The organism is Sorangium sp. So ce394 (assembly GCF_051474665.1).
Lineage (GTDB): Bacteria > Myxococcota_A > Polyangia > Polyangiales > Polyangiaceae > Sorangium > Sorangium cellulosum_D.
Map to the genome: position 1 here is coordinate 10,694,930 of NZ_CP150339.1, position 19,557 is coordinate 10,714,486.

General features: G+C 71.2%; 10 protein-coding genes. 5 read left to right on the forward strand and 5 right to left on the reverse strand.

Features of this window, described 5'->3' with window-relative positions; translation table 11 throughout:
- Nucleotides 1-10: 10 nt before the first annotated feature.
- The 3 genes from WMF33_RS39535 to WMF33_RS39545 form a co-directional block, all read right to left on the reverse strand.
- On the reverse strand, nucleotides 11-1,405 hold the full coding sequence (locus WMF33_RS39535; protein WP_437333450.1) for a glycoside hydrolase family 16 protein: 1,395 nt from the start codon (nucleotides 1,403-1,405) through the stop codon (nucleotides 11-13).
- Nucleotides 1,406-1,644: 239 nt separating this feature from the next.
- Nucleotides 1,645-2,640 carry a phosphotransferase enzyme family protein gene (locus WMF33_RS39540; protein WP_437339562.1) on the reverse strand — a complete coding sequence of 332 codons (996 nt, stop codon included), beginning with the start codon at nucleotides 2,638-2,640 and terminating at the stop codon, nucleotides 1,645-1,647.
- 12 nt (nucleotides 2,641-2,652) lie between these two features.
- Nucleotides 2,653-3,996 carry an MFS transporter gene (locus tag WMF33_RS39545; protein ID WP_437333451.1) on the reverse strand — a complete coding sequence of 448 codons (1,344 nt, stop codon included), beginning with the start codon at nucleotides 3,994-3,996 and terminating at the stop codon, nucleotides 2,653-2,655.
- A gap of 12 nt (nucleotides 3,997-4,008) precedes the next feature.
- On the opposite strand from WMF33_RS39545, the gene WMF33_RS39550 reads away from it, so the two are divergent.
- The 4 genes from WMF33_RS39550 to WMF33_RS39565 all read left to right on the forward strand — a co-directional run bounded on the left by WMF33_RS39550 (nucleotide 4,009) and on the right by WMF33_RS39565 (nucleotide 10,189).
- Nucleotides 4,009-4,833, forward strand: coding sequence for a glycosyltransferase family 2 protein (locus tag WMF33_RS39550; RefSeq protein ID WP_437333452.1), 825 nt, complete (start codon nucleotides 4,009-4,011; stop codon nucleotides 4,831-4,833).
- Between the two features lie 24 nt (nucleotides 4,834-4,857).
- Nucleotides 4,858-6,486 carry a C45 family autoproteolytic acyltransferase/hydolase gene (locus tag WMF33_RS39555; RefSeq protein ID WP_437333453.1) on the forward strand — a complete coding sequence of 543 codons (1,629 nt, stop codon included), beginning with the start codon at nucleotides 4,858-4,860 and terminating at the stop codon, nucleotides 6,484-6,486.
- 411 nt (nucleotides 6,487-6,897) lie between these two features.
- A complete protein-coding gene (locus WMF33_RS39560) occupies nucleotides 6,898-9,513 on the forward strand; it encodes a cytochrome c peroxidase (protein WP_437333454.1) in 2,616 nt (871 codons plus the stop codon).
- Between the two features lie 34 nt (nucleotides 9,514-9,547).
- Nucleotides 9,548-10,189, forward strand: coding sequence for a LolA family protein (locus tag WMF33_RS39565; protein WP_437315134.1), 642 nt, complete (start codon nucleotides 9,548-9,550; stop codon nucleotides 10,187-10,189).
- 56 nt (nucleotides 10,190-10,245) lie between these two features.
- Here WMF33_RS39565 and WMF33_RS39570 read toward each other — a convergent pair whose 3' ends face one another.
- Together WMF33_RS39570 and WMF33_RS39575 are read right to left on the reverse strand one after the other, a co-directional pair.
- A complete protein-coding gene (locus WMF33_RS39570; RefSeq protein ID WP_437339563.1) occupies nucleotides 10,246-12,132 on the reverse strand; it encodes a leucine-rich repeat domain-containing protein in 1,887 nt (628 codons plus the stop codon).
- Nucleotides 12,133-12,352: 220 nt separating this feature from the next.
- Nucleotides 12,353-14,854: a protein kinase domain-containing protein gene (locus WMF33_RS39575; protein ID WP_437333455.1), complete on the reverse strand. Its 2,502-nt coding sequence runs from the start codon at nucleotides 14,852-14,854 to the stop codon at nucleotides 12,353-12,355.
- 360 nt (nucleotides 14,855-15,214) lie between these two features.
- On the opposite strand from WMF33_RS39575, the gene WMF33_RS39580 reads away from it, so the two are divergent.
- On the forward strand, nucleotides 15,215-19,453 hold the full coding sequence (locus tag WMF33_RS39580; protein WP_437333456.1) for an RCC1-like domain-containing protein: 4,239 nt from the start codon (nucleotides 15,215-15,217) through the stop codon (nucleotides 19,451-19,453).
- Nucleotides 19,454-19,557: the final 104 nt, after the last annotated feature.

A 19,557-nucleotide genomic window follows, 5' to 3' on the forward strand; every position in this document is an offset into this window, starting at 1 on the left:
GCGCTGGGCGTCAGAGGCGGATCAGCTCGACGCTATCCATGTGGATGAAATTGGCCGGGTTGCCGGAGGTGGCCTTCGTGTGGAAGCCGAACTCCAGGTAACCGCCGGTGACATGGATGACCGGCGTCTCGATCTGCGTCCAGGCCCCGTAGGTCCCGATCGTCGTGTAGGTGGGCGAGCACGATCCGCACGTCTTGGCCTGGAGCCGGCTGAAATCGTAGCTGCCGCCTTTCTTTACCCACGCTCGGACCTTGTAGTCGCCCGCCGCGAGCCCCGAGCGCGTCTGGTACGTCCACACCTCGAACGGAGAGCCATTGGTCCAGTGGGTGAGGTGGTAAGAGCCGGACTGCGCGCCGCTATACGTCTCGCTGAAGCCCGCTGCCCCGGTGCCGTTCGGGCTCCAGTTGGTCCAGCCGGTCATCCCGGACTCGAAGCTCGGGTTGGTGAGCGAGATGCCGCTCGAACCGCCACCACCGCCGCCGCCGCCGCCGCCGCCGCCCTGCTGGTACCAGCGCACCCACTCGACCTCCATGGTCTTCGTGGTGCCCGACGGCAGATCGATGCTCGCGGGGCTCGGGTTGCCGTACCAGTTGCCCCCGATGGCGAGGTTCAAGAGGATGTAGTGGTTCTGCTGGAGCTCCGTCTCGTTGTGGTAGTACGTGTTATTGGCCACGATGTTGCCGTCGAGCCGGAAGATCATGCTGCTCGACGACCACTCGACCTCGTAGACGTGGAAGGAGTCGGCGAGGCTCGCGCCGCGGTTCGCCCCGGTCCCCCAGTCCGCCTGCCCGCCGTTCCACCAGTGGACCGCGGACTGCATCCAGGTGGGCTCGGTGGACCTCCATTCGAGGATGTCGATCTCGCCCGAGCGCGGCCACGCGTTGGCGCCAGAGTCGATGTTGGCTCCCAGCGTCCAGAACGCCGGCCACATCCCGTAGCCGGAGGGCACCTTGATGCTCGCGGAGATCTTGCCGTACCGCCGCTCGACCTTGCCCTTCGTGTGGATGCGACCGGAATAGAAGGAGCGCCCGCCGTACCCGGTACACTGGGGCGCGGCCGGGTTGTCGCTCGTGCGCTGCGCGGAGAGGATCAGCTTGCCATCGCGGACGGCGACGTTCGCGGCGCGCGGGTACTCGAGCTCTCCGGTGCCAAAGTTGCAGTTGTTGGTGACCGGATCGTAGTTGCTCGTGAGCACGTTCCAGTTCGCCGTGTTCAGGCTCGAGCCTTCGAACTCGTCCGACCACACGAGGTTCCACCCCGCGCCAGGGCTGTAGGACACCTCGGCGAGCTCCTGGCTCGTCGTGTCCTCCACGCCTCCTAGCTCGTCGGCCGCCGTGATGCACCCCCCGAGAGCGCCGAGGCAAGCCCAGGTCAGCAGCACTGCGCAACCGTCTCTCCAATCCATGCGTCCTCCTCTGGTTTCGATGGCGACCTGCGTGGTCCGCTCGTATCGCCGCAACTTGCAGCGCCCGTGCCCGTCCGTGAGGACCAACAAATTCAATCGCGACCAGAACCGAGGTCGGCTCGGGGCGGGAACGAGGCCCCGCGCGCGCGCTCGGGTGATCCGGGAGATCACCCCCCGGGTGATCTGGGCGATCACCGAGGGGCGCGGCCGAGGTCCGGGCCGATGGCCACGGACCCGTGTCACCCCCCCGCGAGCAGCCGCGCGATCTCCCCGCGCTGCCGCCGCGCCGAGCGCGCCAGCGCGAGCTGCCCCGCCGCCCGCTGCAGGTTGTGGGCGACCCGCGTCGGGAACCGCGCCGGGTCCCAGCCGAAGTACCGATCCTCGAACGCGTCCCGGCAGAACCGCGCCGCGAGCTCCAGCGCGATCCGCTCCACCGCGTCCGCGAGCGCCTCCCGCTCCTCCGCGCCGAACGGCCGCACCTCGCGGTAGCCCGCCGCCGCGGCGGCGAACACCTCCAGATCGAACCGCGCGTCGGTCGCGTCCTCCCCGACCGGGTTGCACCACGACCGCCACGCGTCGCCGAGCTCCACGTCGATCGGCTGCAGCGCCAGCGTGTCCAGATCGAGCAGGCAGATCCCCTCCCCCGCCTCGGAGAAGCGCAGGTTCGAGATCTTGAGGTCGCCGTGGCAGTGCCGCAGCGGCAGGTCCAGCCGCCCCTGCCACGTGCGCCACGCGTCGAGGATCGCGTCGGCCAGCCGCCTCCCCTCCCCCCCGGTCGCCGCGCCGTCCAGCCGCTCCATGTGCAGCGCCGTGTCGTGCGCGCCGGCGCGCACGTGGCGGTACGCGTGCTCGAGATCGTCCACCGCCCGGTGGAACCGCGCCACCAGCGCCCCCGCCGCGCGCGCGAGCGCGGGCGAGCCGACCCGGTGGTGCGTGCGGCCGGGGACGAAGTCCATCACCCGCCACACCGCGCCCGCGCCGTCCCGCGCCCAGAGCGCGCCGTCCTCCGCGCGCAGCAGCCGCGGCGTCGCGAGGCCGCGGCACGCCAGGTGCGCGGTCACCGCCTCGATGTCGTCGTGGACCTCCGGGGCGAAGATCGGGCTCACCCGCTGCACCACGAACCGCGGCGGCCCGCCGCCAGCCAGGCCGGCCAACCACGTTCCGTTGATGAGGCCCTCATCGTCGCAGCGGCCCACCGAGAGACCGCGCAGCGGCGCCCACACGTCCGGGATCATCGACACGGCAAGCTACCTGCGCTCCGTCCCGGGCCGCAAGGAAACCGCCTCCGGCTCCGCCGCGACCTCCGCCGCGCCCCGCCCGCGCACCGCCGCGGCCCGCCGGCGCAGCATCCACTGCGACCCGATCCACGCGAGCACCCCCGCCCCGAGCCCCAGCCACGCCGCCACCCCGGGCGCCCCGACCCGCTCGACGAGCACCGCCCCGCCGAGCGACGTCGCGCACAGCCCCACCGTGAGCACCAGGTTGTCGATCGCCGACAGCCGCCCGACGAACCGGTCCGGCGACAGCCGCTGGATCTCCGCGCTCGACAGCACCCAGTTCGCGCCGCTGCCGAGCCCCCACACGAGCGCCACCGCGATCAGCGCCGCCGCGTGCTGCGTCACCGAGAACGCCGCGATCGCCGCGAACGTCGTCCAGGCGGCCCCGGTCGCCGCGAGCTCGCCCCGCAGCCCGCGGCGCACCAGCGCGACGCCGACCAGCGGGCCCACCCCCGTCCCGGCGCCGCGCACGCACTGGAGCACCCCCAGCGTGAGCGCGGCCGTGCCCGCGAACGCGCGCTCCGCCGCGACGAGGTTGAGCAAGAGCAGCGCCCCGCCGTTCGCCAGGTGGACCGGCGTCTTCGCGAGGACCGCGTCGAGCAGCGGCGGCCGATCCCACGCGTGCTTCCACGCGAGCGCGATGTCCCGGCGCACCGACGCGAGCGCCGAGAGCACGCCGCCCTCCGGCCGCCCCTCGGCCACCATCGGCGGCAGCCCCCAGAGGAACAGCGCCGACAGGCCGAACGACGCCGCGTCGAGCGCGAGCGCCGCCGCGGGGCCGAGCGACGCGATGAGACCGCCGGCCGCCATCCCGACCGCGAACATCACGCTCCACGTCGCCGACGCGATCGCGTTCGCCTCGAGAAGCTCGTCCTCCGCGACCACGTGGCGCAAGACCGCGCTCTGCGCCGGCAGGCGCAGCGCCCCCACCGACGCGCGGACGAAGACGAGCACCTGCACCGCCGCCACGCTGCCCAGCACCGCGGCGCCGAGCATCGCGACCGTGAGCGCGCCCTGCGCCACGCTCGTCGCGACCAGCAGCCACCGCCGATCGAGCCGGTCCGCGAGCACGCCCGCCACCGGCGCGAACAGCGCGTTCGGGAGGTGATGCCCGACCATCACCAGCGCGAGCGCCACCACCCCGCCCCCCTCGCCGCCCAGCGCGAGCAGGCTCACAGCGACGAAGCTCATCCAGTCGCCCAGGAGCGAGACGATCTCGCTCAGCCAGACGCGACGGAACTGGGGCCTTCGGCGGAGCAGGCTCGGACGGGACGACGCGGACGCAGCGGACAGATCGTGCCTGCCGCTGTTCATCCAGGGCACACCATGGTAATCGCGCTCTGCTGCATGCGGATCTGCGCCATCATTCCCGCCTACCAGGCCGAGCGCAACGTGGGGGACGTCACACGGGAGGCGCTCCGGGTGAACGGCCTGGACGGCGCGGTCGTCGTCGTGGACGACGGCTCGAGCGACCGCACGGCCGAGCGCGCGCGCTCGGCCGGCGCCACCGTGCTCATCCACCCCGAGAACCAGGGCAAAGGCGCCGCCCTGCGCACCGGGATGGAGTTCGCCCTCGCCGCCGGCTTCGACGTGGCGATCACGATCGACGCCGACGGCCAGCACCCGCCCGAGGAGGCGCGGCGCCTCGTCGAGGCCGACGCCGATCCCGAGGCGCTGGTCCTCGGCATCCGGGATCTCGCGTCGGCCGGCGCGCCGCGCGCCAACCAGATCTCGAACCGCATCTCGAACTTCTTCCTCTCGCTCTTCGCCGGCCGCCCCTTCGCCGACACGCAGTGCGGCCTGCGCCGCTACCCGCTCCGGACGACGCTGTCGCTCGGCGCGCGCGACGACGGCTACGCCTTCGAGGCGGAGATCCTCCTGCGCGCCGTCGCCGCCGGCGTCCGCATCGTCGAGGTGCCGATCCGGGTCATCTACCCGCCCGAGGACGAGCGGCTCACCCACTTCGACAGCGTGCGCGATCCGGCGCGGATCGTGGGCCGCGTGGTGGCGACGCTCGCGCTCACGCGCGGCCTCCGCCACGTGCCCGCCGCGCCGACGCCGTCCCCGGCCCCGCGCCGCTCCGCCGTGGCGAGCGCCCTCGCCGCCGAGATCGACCCCCGCCCGTCGCAGCCGACGGCCGCGCCCCCCTGACGCGGGGCCAGCGCTCTGGAACGCGTGACGGACCCAGCCGGCTCCAGCGCGGGCGCGGCGCCGGGCAGCGCAGCGACGGGCAGCGCCGCCAGCGCCGCCCCCGCCGCTCCCGCCGCCAGCGCGACCCCCGCCGCCACCGCGGACGCGCGCCGCTCGCCCTCGCGCCTCGCCCGCCATCGCCGCAAGCTCATCGCCGCCGCCGCGCTCCTCGCCGCGCCGGTCCTCGCCCACCTCGGCATCGCCGCCGCGACCCGCATCGAGCCGCCGCCGATCCGCGCCGCCTCCGGCGAGCCCACCGCAGGTCCCGCGGGCCTGCGCGTGCTCGGCCCCGCCTACGCGCGCCGCCGCGGCCGCATCCTCGAGGCGCGCCTCGCCGGGACGCCCGAGGAGATCGGCCACCAGCACGGCCGGCTCTTCTACCCGGAGATGGTCCAGAACGAGGGCACCCTCTACGAGCAGTTCCGCCGCTACGTGCCCGTCGCCCCGCTCAGGTGGCTCATCATGGACCTCTCGCGCCTCGAGTTCCGCGGCGTCGACGAGGGCATGAGCGACGGCGCGCGGCGCGAGATCGCCGCCCAGGCCCGCGCCTTCTCGCCCGACCCGTTCGACGGCGTCCTCCCCACGTACCACCGCTTCGTCTTCCTCCAGTCGCTCTACGACATCGCGCTCTCGTTCGAGCACTCCCCGCTCATCGGCTGCACGAGCTTCGCCCTCACCGGGGCCGCGTCGGCGGGCGGGCACGCGGTGCTCGCCCGCAACTTCGACTTCGAGGCCGGGCCCGTCTTCGACCTGGGCAAGGCGGTGTTCCTCGTCCACGAGCAGGGCAAGATCCCGTACGCCTCGGTGGCCTGGCCCGGCCTCGTCGGCGCGGTGACCGGGATGAACGCCGCCGGCCTCGCGCTCGTCGTCCACGGCGGGCGGGCCGGCGAGCCGCGCGCGGCCGGCGAGCCGGTCGTGCACACGATGCGCGAGGTGCTCGGCCGCGCCCGCGGCGTCGACGAGGCGCTCGCGCTCCTCGAGGCGCGCGCCCCCATGGTCTCCCACCTCGTGATGCTCGTCGACGCGGCCGGCGAGGTGGCGATCGCCGAGCGGGCGCCCGGCGCGAAGCTCCACGCGCGCCGCGGCCGCGGCAAGGTCGCCCTCACCAACCACTTCGAGGGGCCGCTCGCCGGCGACCCGCGCAACCTCCGCGTCCAGGCCGAGACCTCGACCCACGCGCGCCGCCGCCGCCTCGACGAGCGGCTCGCGGCGCTGCCCGAGGGCGCGACCGTCGAGGCGGCCGTCGATGTCCTGCGCGACCGGCGCGGCCCCGGCGGCGCGCCGCTGCCGCTCGGCGACCGGCGCGCGATCGACGCGCTCATCGCCACGCACGCGGTCGTCATGGACGCGACGGCGCGCGTCCTCTGGGTCAGCGAGGGCCCCCACCTCGCCGGCCGCTTCCTGCGCTTCGATCTGTCGCGGCTGCTCGACCCGGCGTTCGACCCCGCCCTCGACACCGCCGAGCCGGACGCCCTGCCCGAGGATCCGCTGCTCACGAGCGGCGACTACGCCGCGTGGGAGCGCGCCGGCTCGCCCCACGCGGGCGGCGAGCTCGGCAGCGACGCCCCGGGCCCCTCCGCCGCGGACCCCAAGCGCGACCCGGGCGATCCCTGAAAGCACGACCGCGTCGCTCCTCGGGCGCGACGGCCGCGGCGATCCTTAAATAACCAACGATCTTAACCCAACGACAAACAACTTAACGAAGCAATCGCCCTTGCCCGATCGCGACGGCCCCACGCCCTCCCCGGCGCCCGCGCAACAGCGCTGCGTCCGGGTCGTGTCCATCCCATGGCGAGCTGGACAGCGCTCCGTCCGGGTCGCGCCGTCCCGCGGCGAACGCCGGCGATGCGCCGCTTCCGGCCGCTCCGCGGCGCGCCGGAGACACGGCCGGGCCCGGCGCGCAACTGTTTCGCCGCAGTTTCGCAGGGCCCCTCTCCCACGCCCGTACACCGGGGCTAGGACACCTCTCGTCCGGCGCTCCCGTACCGCGAGATTGCCTAGCGGGAGCTTCCGTCCGACAATGCGATGCGGGGCGCAAGGTCGCGGCAGCGGAGCGGCGACCGGGTCGACCGGATCATGACCGACATCAACCTGATCAACACCACCCTCGATCAACGGTACCTCATCCTCGGGCTGCTCGGCGAGGGCGGGATGGGGGCAGTCTACGAGGCACGGCACCTCGGCACCGGCCGCCGCGTCGCCGTCAAGGTGATCACCAGCAAGCTCGCGCAGGACGACGCGGTGATGGCCCGCTTCGAGCGCGAGGCCAGGGCCGCCGGCGCGATCGAGAGCGAGCACATCGCGAGCGTGCTCGATAGCGGCAGGGACCGGGCCACCGGCCTGCCCTTCCTGGTGATGGAGCTCCTCTCCGGCGAGGACGTCGACCAGATGCTCCGGCGGCTCGGCCCCCTGCCGCCCGAGCTCGCGCTCTGCATCGTGGCCCAGGCGTGCATGGGCCTCATCAAGGCGCACGACGCGCGCGTCCTCCACCGCGACATCAAGCCCGCCAACCTGTTCCTGGCCCGGCGCGACAGGGGGGAGTACGCGGTCAAGCTCCTCGACTTCGGCGTCGCCAAGATCCAGGCGGACGACAGCTTCGAGTCCCACCAGGAGCTCACGGCCACGAGCAACCTGATCGGCTCGCCCATCTACATGTCGCCCGAGCAGGCGCGCAACATGAAGGACGTCGACGGCCGGACCGACCTCTGGTCGCTCGGCATCGTCCTCTTCAAGATGCTCGCCGGCCGCACCCCCTACCGGAACTCGCGCGGGCTCGGCGAGCTCATCGTCGCGATCTGTTCCACGCCGGCGCCGCCCATCCAGAGCCTGGCGCCCTGGGTCACCTACGAGGTCGGCGAGATCGTCCACCGCGCGCTCCAGATCGACAGGAACCTGCGCTTCCAGAGCGCGGAGGAGATGCTCGAGGAGTGCCGGATCCTCCTGCCGCACGGCTTCTCGATCCGCGAGGACATGCTGCAGCCGCTGCCCGAGTCGCTGCAGGCCGACATGCCGCCGCCCTCGCGCTCGGCGCACCCCGAGGCGCCGACGCGGCGCCCGCCCACGCCCGTCCACACCTCCCGCACGCCCACGCCCGGGGGCACGTCCCGCGGCTGGCCGGACAACGGCGATCACCCGACGCGCCGCCCGCCCACCCCCGTGGCCACGCCCCGCAGCTGGCAGGACCACGGCGATCACACGGGTCGCCGCCCGCCCACGCCCGTGGCCACGCCCCGCAGCTGGCCCGAGCACGTCACGGCGTTCTCGCAGAGCGGCCAGGGCCACCTGAGCCAGAGCGGCCACCACCTGAGCCAGAGCGGCCAGCACCTCGGGCAGAGCGGTCAGCACTCGAGCCACAGCAACCCCGTCATCCGCGGGCTGCCGGACGGGCCGCCCTCGTCGAGGACGGTCGCGGGCACCTCCGTGCCGTTCCAGAAGACGATCATCGTGGCGGGCGAGCCGCCGCCCGCGGCCGCGCGCCCCCGCAGCAGGGCGGCCCCGCTCGTGGCGGCGGCGGCGCTGGTCGCCGCGACGGGCGCCGGCGTCGGCGCCTGGCTCGTGCAGAAGACGACGGCGGCCGCGCCCTCCACGGCGACCGGCGCCGCGCCGGCCGCGCCCATGGCCCCGGCCGGGACCGCGGCCGCGCCGGGGGCGACCGCCGCGGCCCCGGCCGAGCCGTCCGTGCAGATCGATCCGGAGCGGCTCGCGAGCTTCAACCCGCTGCCGGCGGTCGTCACGTCCTCGAGCAACCCGCTCACGGACGAGAAGATCCACCTCGGCCGGATGCTCTTCTACGACGCGCGGCTCTCGAAGAACCACGACCTCTCGTGCAACTCGTGCCACCCGCTCGACCGCTACGGCGCCGACGGCGCGAAGGTCTCGATCGGGCACGCCCACCAGAGCGGCCGCCGCAACACGCCGAGCGTCTACAACTCGGCGGGGTTCTTCTCGCTCATGTGGGACGGGCGCTTCGACAGCGTCGAGGATCAGGCCAACGGGCCGATGATGAACCCGAGCGAGATGGCGATGACGCCGGTGCGGCTCGAGGCGACGCTGCGCTCGATCCCCGACTACGTGAAGGCGTTCGGCAGGGCGTTCCCGAACGACCCGTGGCCCGTGACGGTCGGCAACACGGCGAAGGCGATCGGCGCGTTCGAGCGCAAGCTGTTCACGCGCGGGCGGTGGGATCAGTTCCTGGAGGGGGAGCGCGACGCGCTGACCAACGCCGAGAAGGAGGGGTTCAACACCTTCGTCGAGGTCGGCTGCGTGACGTGCCACTTCGGCCCGCACGTCGGGGCGACGATGTTCCAGAAGCTCGGCCTGGTGCGGTCGTGGCCCGACACGATGGACCGCGGCGTCTTCGAGATCACGAAGAAGCAGGCGGATTTCATGGTCTTCCGGGTGCCGACCTTGCGCAACGTGGCCGCGACGGCGCCGTACTTCCACGACGGGTCGATCTCGTCGCTGGAGGAGGCGGTGCGGCTCATGGGGAAGCACCAGCTCGGCAAGGATCTGGTGGAGACCCAGGTCCATCAGATCGTGGTCTGGCTCAAGTCGCTGACGGGCGAGCTCCCGAAGGAGTACATCGCCAAGCCGGCGCTGCCGGAGAGCGGGCCCAACACGCCGAAGGCCGTTGCAGACTGAGCGCCGCGCGCCCGTCTGAAGGTAGAGGACGAGGATGCAGCGACGATCGTTTTTGATGGGCCTCGCGGCGTGCGGCGGCGCGCTCTCGCTCGCCGGCCGCGCGCGGGCGGACGAGGTGGGCGACGCTCTCGCCGAGATCACGAGGGCGCGCGCGTCGGTGAAGACGCTGGTCGCGCCGTTCACGCAGGAGCGGAGCATCGGGCTGCTCGCGACGGCGGTGAAGAGCGACGGGGAGATGACGCTGGTCCTGCCGGACCGGCTCCGCTGGGAGCTCAAGCCGCCGGACGCGATCACCTACTGGATCACGCCCGAGGGGTTCGGCTTCGCGACGCCGAAGGGCGCGGCGGGCGCGGGGCGGGGGGCGGCAGGGCGCTTCGGCGCGGTGCTCTCGGACCTCCTGGTGCTCCTCGGCGGCGACCTCGCGAAGCTCAGGGCGCGCTACGACCTGTCGATCCCGAGCCGCGCGGACGGGATCACGCTGGCGGCGCGGCCGCGGGCCGAGGAGGTCGCGAAGCACGTGCGCAGCCTCGAGATGACGTCGGGGCCGGAGCTGTGGTCGGTGCGGCGGGTGGTCATCGAGGAGAAGAACGGCGACCGGAGCGTCATCACGTTCGGCAAGGTGGCGCGGGACGCGGTCGTGGACCCGGCCCGGATGAGGGCGCCGAAGCAGGGCTGAGCGGGCGCGCGGCCGGGGGGGGCGCGCCGATCCAGGGCTGCCGCGGCGCCGCCGGCTCAGGGCGGGCAGGCGCCGGTGCCGTTGTTCTCCTCGACGACGCTGGGAGGCGTCCGGTCGAGGCGCTCCACGAGCGCATCGACCTCGCAGCTCGGCAAGCTCGGGTTGTACTTGATGTCCAGCAGCGAGGTGATCGTTCGAGCGCCCAGGCCGCGGAGCGTCGCGAGCGACGCGTTCCCCTCGATCCTGAGGCTGTCGATCTCGGTCACATCCTCGAGCCCGGTCAGCCGGGGCAAAGCGTCGTTGTCCTCGATGCTGAAATAGCCCACGCGGACCAGGCCGCGCAGAGCGTCGATGTCGACGAGCGCCTGGTTGCCCGCGAGCAATACCGTCTCGGTAAAGCCGCCGCCCGCGCGGAAGGAGCCGAGCCCGTCGAGGCTGGTGAGCGCGGGGTTATGGGCGATATAGATCGCGCCTCGCACCTCGCGGAGGCCGCTCAGGGGCTGCAGGCTCGCGAGCAGAGGATTGCCGGTGATCTCCAGGTGAGAGAGCTCGGAGATCCGCTCGACCCCCGCGAGGCTCACGAGCCCGGAGTTCTGGCGCACGGTGAGCGCGGTCATCTCAGCGATGTCGGCGAACCCGGACAGGTCCGTCAGGGAGCCGCACCCCTCGACGGACAGCTCCCCCAGGCTCGTCACCTCGCCGAGGTCGATGCTGGTGAGCTTCGGGTTGTCGTGGAGGTAGAGCGACGGCGCGCCGTCCGGGTTCGAGCGGACGTGGGCGAGCGCGCTGGCGCTCACCAGCTCGGGATTCGATACGGCGACGACGCTCGAGACACTGCGCAGCGAACGCAGGCCGTCCAGGCTCACCATCCCTGAATTTTGGCCGACGTAGAGGTCGTGGGCGGCTTCGAGCGCCGCGAGCCCGGTCAGGTCCACGAGCCGCTCGTTCGACGAGACGGAGATCTGGCTCGCGAAGACGAGGCTCTCGAGGCCGTCCAGCGATCTCAGATGTCGGTTTTCCGCCAGCGTGAGGTTATCCACGGTCGTGAGCTGCTCGAGGCCCTGCAAGCCGACGAGCCCGTCGTTCTCGGAGATGTGGAGATTCACGAGCGCCTCGACGGCGCCGAGGCCCTCGAGGCTGGTCAGCGCGTCGTTGTCCGCCAGGGTGAGCGACCCCCGGCGCAGGTTGCGCAGACCGTCCAGCGTCGCGAGCCGGTCGTTGCCCCTGATCCAGAGCTCCCCCTCCTCGATGCCCTCGAAACCCGACAAGGACTCGAGCGAATCGTTGTCCAGCACCTGCCACTGGAACGCGTCCACCCCGACGCCGGCGACGCTCTCGAGGAGCGGATTTTCACGGATCTCGATGGTTCCCCCGACCTTCTCCAGGCTCCGAAGCCCGCTGAGGCTGCGCAGCGAAGCGTTATAGACCACCGTCAGCGTCGACCCGATGGAGGAGAGGGAGCCGAGGCCGTCCAGGTTGGTCAAGCGCGTGGTGTCGTTGATCAGGAGCTCGCCCGTGACGGTCGTCAGGCACGCAAGCGGGGACAGGTCGGAGATGTCGCCGCCGAGGGCGAGCGAGCCGTCGACCACGGTGACGCCGCGCAGGTCCTCGAGAGCCTCCTGGCGGGTGGAGCCCCAGAAGCCGGTGTGCACGTGGCTCGGATCGCACTCCTGCTCGGCGCCCCCCGCGCCCGCCATACCGCCCGAGCCTTGACCGCCTGAGCCCCCGGCGCCCGACGTGCCGACGGGGTCGGCGGCGCCGGCGCCGGCGCCGCCGACCCCGGCCGAGCTCGAAGCAGGGCTGGGACCGCCGCCAGCTCCCGAGGTGGTCGAGCCGATCTCACCTACGCCCGCGGGCAGGTCGAAGTAAACCTCGCTCCGGGCCCCACAAGCCGGCGCGAGCGCGACCGAGGCAAGCACGCCGATCCACCAGGAACTCCGCATGCCGCGAGGCTGGGCGCGCGCCGATTCCGCGTCAATGGGACACCCCGATTCCGACTCATCGCCGGCCAGGTCGATGTCGGGCGTGCGCGGTCGCGACACGGAAACCTCGCAGCGGGGCGCTTCGCCCGCCCAGGGATGACCGAGCTTCAAGGCATAGGCATCGTTCGTCGGCCGGCGCGAGCCTCCAGAGCACACCTCCACGGCTGGACCGGGCAGCGAGCTACGAGCGAATCTTGCGGCCCATGAATCTGTGTTTCCATGCCGGGTCCAATTCCCGATGACCGGCGAGCACCACCGGATCCTGCTCGCCTGCCGTCTCGAGCCACGCCGCGGCCAGCGCGTGCCCACGCGCGCGGTCTGCTGCCGTCAACGTGCTGTACGCCGCCTCGCACACGAGCATCTGGCGAAACGCGAGCTCCTCCTCCCCCGGAAAACGGCTCGTCACGTGGCGCTCGATCAGCTTGTGCGCGAGGAGCGTGGCGAGCGCGCTCTCGGCGAGGGTCACGGAGCTGCCCTCGCCGAGCAGGTGGAGCACGCCCCTCATCCAGAACACGCTCCCGAAGATGCTCGCCGCGCGCAGAAAACGACGCTCCGCCGGCGGCAGCGCGGCGAGCCGCGCCTGCTCCATCGCGAGCACCGATTCCGGGAGCCCGTCGCGGCACCCCTCGCTCGCGGACCGGAGGAGCTCCTCGAGGTAGAACGGGTTCCCCGCCGCGCGTTCGATGAGCGTCGCGATCTCGCCTGGCTCCAGGCTGCTGTGGGCATCCTGAACAAGCCGGGCCGTGGAACGCGGCGAGAGCGTGCGGAGGTGGATCTGCTGGGCGCCGCGCTCGGCCCAGAGCCCGGGGAAGCGCTCGTGGACTTCCGGACGGGCGAACGCCATCACGAAGAGCGGGCGGTCCTGGAACGTTCGCAATGCACGCTCGAGGACTTGCAATGAAGGCTCGTCCGCTCGGTGCAGGTCCTCGATGACCAGGACGAGCGGCCGCGCCCGGATGACCGCCTCGACGAGGTCCACGAGCTCCTGGCCGGGCGACGAGGGCTGGGGCGACGAGCCGCGGGCGCCGCGGAGCAACGAGCCGAGCACCTCGAACGGCGCTCCCGTGTCGGCGCGGCCCACCCAGATCGCCGGGGTGGCGTCGGCCGACTTCCGGCTCTCGGAGATCCGCTGCATGGCCTCGTGGCGCAGCCTCGACTTGCCGATCCCCGGCGGGCCGGTCACGAGCGCGGCCCGGGCGAGCCCCTCCGCGACGCACTCCTCGAAGAGGTCCACGAGCTGGCGCAGCTCCACGTCGCGATCGAGAAAGGGGCTGGGACGGCCGAGCACCCAGCGCGCGTCGTCGCCGATCTCCCGCTCGACGACGAGCGCCCAGCCCGGGGGCTCGCGGCGGACGTCGAAGCGGGCGCCCAGGAGCGCCCGCGTCACGTCGTCGACATAGGCCACCCCGGAGACAGGCGCCGGCGCGGCGAGCAGCGCCATGGCACGATCCAGCAGCTCGCCGGCAGGGGGTTTGCCGGTGACCTCGGCGCTCCCGGTGACGATGGCGATCCTGGGCTTCGCGGCGCCTTCGCTCCCGGCGAGCGCCGGGCCGAGCGCGAGCGCGCACTGCGCCGCGCGCACGGCCTGCTCCCCCGGGCTCCCGGTCTCCTTCTGCGTCACGAGCAGCCGGTCGCCAGCGACCACATCCACGCGCGCGCCGAGGCGCGCCAGCGCCGCCGCGAGCCGCACTCGCCGGGCGACATCGGCGTCGGCGCTCACCGTCTGGGCGCTCGCGGCATCGGCGGCGGGCTCCCGCTCGGCGACGACGATCGAGCCTACGCGCAGCTCGGCGCTCGAGATCGCCTGGCGACGTCGAGGCACTCCGGGGCTCGCCGAGGTGGAGGCGGCCTCTTTCGCCAGCTCGCGCAGCGCGCTGGCGACCGCGGCCCCGCTCTCCGGCCGCGCCCCCCGGTCCTTCGCGATCATCCGCGCGACGAGCGCCGCCAGTCCCCGGGACACGTCGTCCCGCAGCGCGCACACGTCCGGCGCCTCGTCCAGCATGGTCCGCGCGAGCACGTCCACCATGCGGCCGCCGGCGAACGCGGGCCGGCCGGCGAGACATTCGAAGAGCACGGCTCCCAGCGCGAACACGTCCGACCGCGCGTCGAGCGGCTCGCCGTTGATCTGCTCCGGGGAGAGGTATCCCGCGGTGCCGATGATGGTGCCGCTGCGGGTGAGCGCCCGCGTCGCGCCGTCACGGCGAGCGATGCCGAAGTCGACGAGCTTGATGTGCCCTGGATCGCCGCCGATGAGAAAGATGTTCGACGGCTTGACGTCGCGGTGGATCACGCCAGCGGCGTGGGCGGCGTCGAGCGCGTCGGCGGCCGCGATCCCGAGCGCGAAGGTGTCGTCGAGCGCGAGGGGGCCCCGGTCGAGCCGGGCCGCGAGATCCTCGCCCTCGAGCCATTCCATGGCCAGCCACGCTCCGGCGGCCGCGTCGTGGCCCGAGCCGACGAACCGGACGATGCCGGGGTGCTCGAGCTGGGCGAGGATCCGGGCCTCACGCGCGAAGCGATCGGCGTGCTCCGGGAGAGCGTCGCTCAGGAGCTTGAGCGCGACGAGGCGACCGCGCTCCTGGTCCAGGGCCTTGTAGACGGTCCCCATGCCTCCTGCGCCGGCGAGGCATGCGACCGCGAAGCGATTCCCGACGACGGCTCCTGGCTGCAGCTCCGGCGAGGTCATCGATCCGGGCATGTTACACGACGAGGGAGCGTGCTGCACCACATCCCCCGCGCACGCGACTCCCCGCGTCGTGGCCGCGTCCGCGGGCGGCCGCCTCCGGTGCGCGCGTCCCTCCGGGAAGGGACGCGTCTTTCAGGGAAGAGGCGCGTCCCGGCGAGACCACCCAGGAGCGCCGATCCGGGGCGGGGTCGGGGCGCGGGTCCGGGCATCGCTCCTGCTCGATGCGAGGTGTTCCGCGGGAAAACCGGCGAGAATCGCACGGCCTCGGCCGGACCATCCCGAGCGGCGCGGCGCGGCACGCTGGTTGCCCTAAGGTGGGGACGGCAGTGCCGGAGTGGACTGCCAATCAAGGAGATGCAGATGCGTCGATGGATGGGGATATGCCCGCTGTTGGCCTGTGCGGCGCTTTCGGCGTGCACCGGGGCTGACGAAGCAGGGGACGAGAACGACGAGAGCGAGGAGCTGGGGCAGGTGTCGGAGGCGGTTGAGACGGCAAATATGCTGTCCTCGAACGTGCTCTCCACGAACACGCTCACCGACAACGCGCTCACCATGAACGCGCTCACCATGAACGCGCTCACCATGAACGCGCTCACCATGAACGCGCTCACCGAGAGCACCTTGACCTCACTGAACGACAGGGCGATCGCGAGCGACACGGTGTCGACGAGGAGGGGGCATCTCTCACGCGAGCTTCTGAGATACATTTACAAGTGCGCGATGCCCAAAGACAAGAAGATGACGCTCCCCCTCGATGATCTGGAGCATCCGGGCCAGGCGGAGCAGGTTGACTTCGAGGGCGAGATCGGGCTGGCTCCCGAATGGGAAAAAACCGAATGTGGCGATGAATGCGAGCAATGGGTCTCGGCCTGCGTGCTCGCGCGGGTGAATGGCTACCGCGTCAAGGTCGAGATCTCGCTTCGAGGCACCCATCCGCAGCTCGCGGCTTCGGACGAAGAGACGGCCGAGTACAAGAACTTCGAGGGGCGCTTCTGGGGCAACATCTTCGCCGGGTCCACGCAACAAGACCACCGGGCATGCAGGGGCCCCGGCGCCACCCTGGGCCACGTCACGGGCCGCATCTGCGCATCCAACGGCGGCAACTGCTCGTTCAAGGTCGACGAGGACTGCACACGAGCGTGTCAGGGCGCGATCTGCGAGGGCAGGCGCTCCGTCGAGGTTTGGCTCAAGAATCCGCCCGCGTCGGATTGCGGCAACGGCGTCTGCCAGACGGGCGAGAGCAGCAACAGCTGCTCCATGGACTGCCCGATGAGCGTGGCGATCACCGATCATGAGACGAGCGGCCATTATGTGAAGACGGTCGCTGCGGCCGCCCTCGACGAGGAGACCATCGTGTACGCTGGGTTCACCGATGCACCCAAGATCGCGGGACTCGACGCGCTCGATCTGCACCAGGAGTCCAGCAAGGACATCTTCGTGATCAAGGCCAAGGCAGACGGTACGTACCTGGCTGCGCGACGGTGGGCAGCGGCGGACGGCGATGAAATCACCGACGTGGACGCGAACGCGGCGATGGGGTATGTCGCCGTCGCCATCAACAACAAGATACGCGTCCTGGACCCCACCACACTGAATATCTATGCGGACATAATCACCGGTCTGGCGAAGGTGCAAAACATCTCCTCCTCGTACCACTCCGAAAAACACTGGTTGGAGGTAGTCGGCACGCGCAGCGATAACCAGCCAGAATGGCGCGAGTACCCGGTCTCAGGGGGCCCCCCCCGGCGCTCGCGGCTCGTGGACACGACGACGGGCACATGGACGCAGCGGGTGCTGGATTCCTGTAACGCCATTGCCGCGCGGCCGCTCTCGTCCAGCGCGATCATGGTGCATAAATCCAGCATTGGTGGAGAACACGACTCCTTCTGCGGCAACGGCAGTACGTGGTCCGTGACGATCGGCGTTCCGGAGATGGCCGATCCGATACCCGTGGCTGCCCTGCCAGAGGGCATCATCGCCGGCACCAATGGGCAGAAGACGCAATCCTTCATCGGGCGGGTGATGTCTGGCCAGAGCTCCTGGGCATGGATTAACCGATTGTCATCGCCGGACTCGGGGCGCCAGGTCAAGATCACCTCGGCCGAGGTGCAGGGGCAAGTCGTGGTCGTCGCGGGAGAGTTCAGGGGTCCGATCGACTTCGCAGGCACGATTCCCTCTCCGCTCCCGGACAGACGGCTCGGCGTGAACGCCAACCGGGATGCGTTCGTCGCCGCATACGACCTCACCACGGGCGCGCTTCGCTGGGTGCGAACTTATGGCGGCCCGGGCGACGACGATGCGCTCGATGCGTTCACATTCGACCACAGCGGGCGGCTATGGGCCTTCGGCACCTTCGAGGGGACCCCGACCCTCGATGGCACGGTTGCGCCGGGCACCGACGGAGATACGGGGACCGACTCGATGCGAGTGATCGTCGGACCGCTCCCCTTGAACGAACAGCAGGCCCTCGCGGTCGCGCCGTGGGGGATGGTGGCCACCCAGACGGACGGCACGCTTTGGGCCTGGGGCGACAACAGCCAGGGTACGCTCGGCCCCCAGGCGTCGACGACCGCTCCGGGCTCGCTTCCCGTCGAGATCTCCATGTCCCGCACCTCCGGTACGGCTGCTGCCCGCGCCTTCGGTACGGCTGCTGGCGGCGCGCACGCGCTCGCGCTGGGCGGCGCAGGTGTCGTATGGGCCTGGGGCGACAATACGTATGGCCAGCTCGGCCACGACACGACGACGAACCCAACGACGCCCCTGCAGGTTCCTGGGCTTCAGGGCATCGTGGCCATTGCGGCCGGCGCGAAGCATTCGCTCGCGCTCAGGGGTGATGGCAAGGTGCTGGCGTGGGGCGATGATGCCGCTGGCCAACTCGGCCATGGCGAGGCGAGCTCCACGCCGAGCCCGACGCTGGTCTCGAAGCTCGACCGCATCACGGCCATCGCGGCCGGTGAGGAGCACTCGCTCGCGCTCAGGCAGGACGGGACGGTCTGGGCCTGGGGCAACAACGCGAATGGCCAGCTCGGCAATGGCACAACGACGGCCAGCCAGGTTCCGGTGAAAGTTCCGACGCTGCATGGTATTACGGCCATCGCGGCGGGCGCGGGCCACTCGCTGGCGGTGCGTGGGGACGGGACGGTCTGGGCCTGGGGCAACAATGCGAATGGCCAGCTCGGTGACGGGACGACGACCTCGCGTGCTACGCCAGTGCAGGTCTCTGAGCTCGGGCAGGTGCTGCGCGTCGCCGGCGGCGCCGGGCACTCGCTGGCCTTGAAGGCAGACGGCACGGTCTGGGCGTTCGGCTCGAACAGCCACGGCCAGCTCGGGGTCTCGACGGCCACGAGCCAGCGCAGCACGGCTGCGCCCGTGAGCGGCGTCTCCAACGCCGGCGCAGTCGCCTGCGGCGGAAATAGCTCGGCGGCCCTCTTGCCGACGGGTGATATCCGCACCTGGGGCGAAAATAGCAAGGGGCAGCTTGGCGACGGCGTCCTCGGCCAATCTCGTTTCTTGCCCACTCGCGTGAGAGGCGTCTTCGACTCCCAGACGGTGGCGGTGCTGTATCAAGGCCTTGCGGCAAGAAAAGACGGAACGGTCGAATCCTGGGGTCGAAACGAGTATGGCGAGCTCGGGAACGGCGCGAAGACCGAGTCCCGCCCCGCGCCCGCGAGGGTGCCGGGGATCAGCGGCGTCAGGAGCGTCGCGACGGGTCTTAATTGGAGCATGGTGCTCAAGAAAGATGGGACCGTCTGGGCTTGGGGGAGCAATGGAAACAGCAAGATGGGCGATGGCGAGAACTGTGGATCAAACGTAGTTTCGCGCATCCATGCACCGAGGCAAATCGCTGGACTCTCCGACGTCATACAGATCAGCGCCTACAGATTCACTGCCTATGCCCTGAAGAAGGACGGCACCGTGTGGGGGTGGGGTCGAAACAAGCATTATGCGCTCGGAGATCTTGACGGGTGCTACCCAGCACAGATACCTGGACTGAACGACATCGTCGCCATCGACGCTGGCTATTATTTCGCTCTGGCACTCAAGAACGATGGAACGTTATGGGCATGGGGACGGAACAACGCGGGTCAGCTCGGCAACAGCGAAACGGTAGACAGCCCTACCCCGGTGCGAGTCAAGAACCTTACGAACGTCCTTCGGTTCGGGGCTGGCGGGAGCTCCAGCGCTGCCATCACGGCAAATGGGAAGATCTGGACCTGGGGCGAAAATCGGAATGGGCAACTGGGATTCACTGGCTGGCTGAGCCGCTGGATGCCCGTCGAAATCTCCGGGCACTCCTCGTTCATTGATGTCTCCGTGGGACGGTATCACGTGCTGGGCATCAAGGCAGATGACACGGTGTGGGCCTGGGGAAACAACAGCCGTGGACAGCTCGGCGACGGCACAACGGAGATGCGTGGGACGCCCATGCAGCTCCTGTCCTCGATCGGAGCAGCGAGAGTCTATGCGGCAGAAAACATTTCAATGATCATTCAGACGAACAGGACGCTCCTGGGTTCTGGCGACAACTCCTCGAATCAACTCGGACGCCGAATCAACATGAACGGCAGCACGCCCCAGAGATTGCTGGACATCCAATAACGCACATTCCACCGCCTGGCGGCGCCGCCTCCGAGGGCGGCGCCGCCGCAACCCGAGCCCACGCGCCGCGCCTGCGCCGCGCCGGCTGATTGCCCGCGCCTGCG

Coding starts and splice junctions, on each gene's coding strand:
- WMF33_RS39580 (WP_437333456.1), top strand. CDS start 15,215: ATGCGTCGATGGATGGGGATATGCCCGCTGTTGGCCTGTGCGGCGCTT.
- WMF33_RS39545 (WP_437333451.1), bottom strand. CDS start 3,996: ATGAACAGCGGCAGGCACGATCTGTCCGCTGCGTCCGCGTCGTCCCGT.
- WMF33_RS39570 (WP_437339563.1), bottom strand. CDS start 12,132: ATGCGGAGTTCCTGGTGGATCGGCGTGCTTGCCTCGGTCGCGCTCGCG.
- WMF33_RS39565 (WP_437315134.1), top strand. CDS start 9,548: ATGCAGCGACGATCGTTTTTGATGGGCCTCGCGGCGTGCGGCGGCGCG.
- WMF33_RS39575 (WP_437333455.1), bottom strand. CDS start 14,854: ATGACCTCGCCGGAGCTGCAGCCAGGAGCCGTCGTCGGGAATCGCTTC.
- WMF33_RS39550 (WP_437333452.1), top strand. CDS start 4,009: ATGGTAATCGCGCTCTGCTGCATGCGGATCTGCGCCATCATTCCCGCC.
- WMF33_RS39540 (WP_437339562.1), bottom strand. CDS start 2,640: ATGATCCCGGACGTGTGGGCGCCGCTGCGCGGTCTCTCGGTGGGCCGC.
- WMF33_RS39560 (WP_437333454.1), top strand. CDS start 6,898: ATGCGGGGCGCAAGGTCGCGGCAGCGGAGCGGCGACCGGGTCGACCGG.
- WMF33_RS39535 (WP_437333450.1), bottom strand. CDS start 1,405: ATGGATTGGAGAGACGGTTGCGCAGTGCTGCTGACCTGGGCTTGCCTC.